We start from the raw sequence: 561 nt of genomic DNA, 5'->3' as shown, positions 1-561 counted from the left end.
GTGATCTGATCGCCAATGGCGTGACGATTTTGGATTGGCGGGAAGAGGTATTGGACTTTTCTCAGGACTACTTCCCATCGGCGGTATGGCTTGTTTCTCGTACCGATTCAAGTTTAAGTCCAATTAAGCCAAGTGGCTCGATCGACGAAGACGTCAAGACAGTGAAAGAGTTGATCGATGGACGAGAAGTGTTGGCGCTAGAGCATTCGTGCCTAGACCCAAACCTTTACGACTTGTACGACACGGGTGCCAAAGTGATTTTGCCCGATGGCAAACGACTCCTAAACGAAATGGTACCTGCCATCATGAAAAATGATGCTGAAAGTACCTTATTGGATGTAGCAGACACATTAATTGCTTTAGAAAAATGGCCGGGAGAAATAAAAGTCATTGGCCCTGTTTCTGAAAATCAAAAAATGGCTGTTGCGTTCCGTAAAAATTCACCGGAATTACGCGAAGCGTTTGATTTTCAGAAATAAAAGTCATTGGCCCTGTTTCTGAAAATCAAAAAATGGCTGTTGCATTCCGTAAAAATTCACCGGAATTACGCGAAGCGTTTGA

General features: G+C 43.9%; 1 pseudogene. It reads left to right on the top strand.

Annotated elements, in window-relative coordinates:
• Window positions 1-467: pseudogene (locus R7R78_RS28515) on the top strand (ABC transporter substrate-binding protein); the annotation flags it as partial.
• Between the last annotated feature and the right edge of the window lie 94 nt (window positions 468-561).

Source organism: Vibrio sp. 2134-1 (assembly GCF_033339495.1).
The sequence above is the reverse complement of the archived record's forward strand: the minus strand, read 5'-3'. Positions and strand labels throughout refer to the sequence as shown.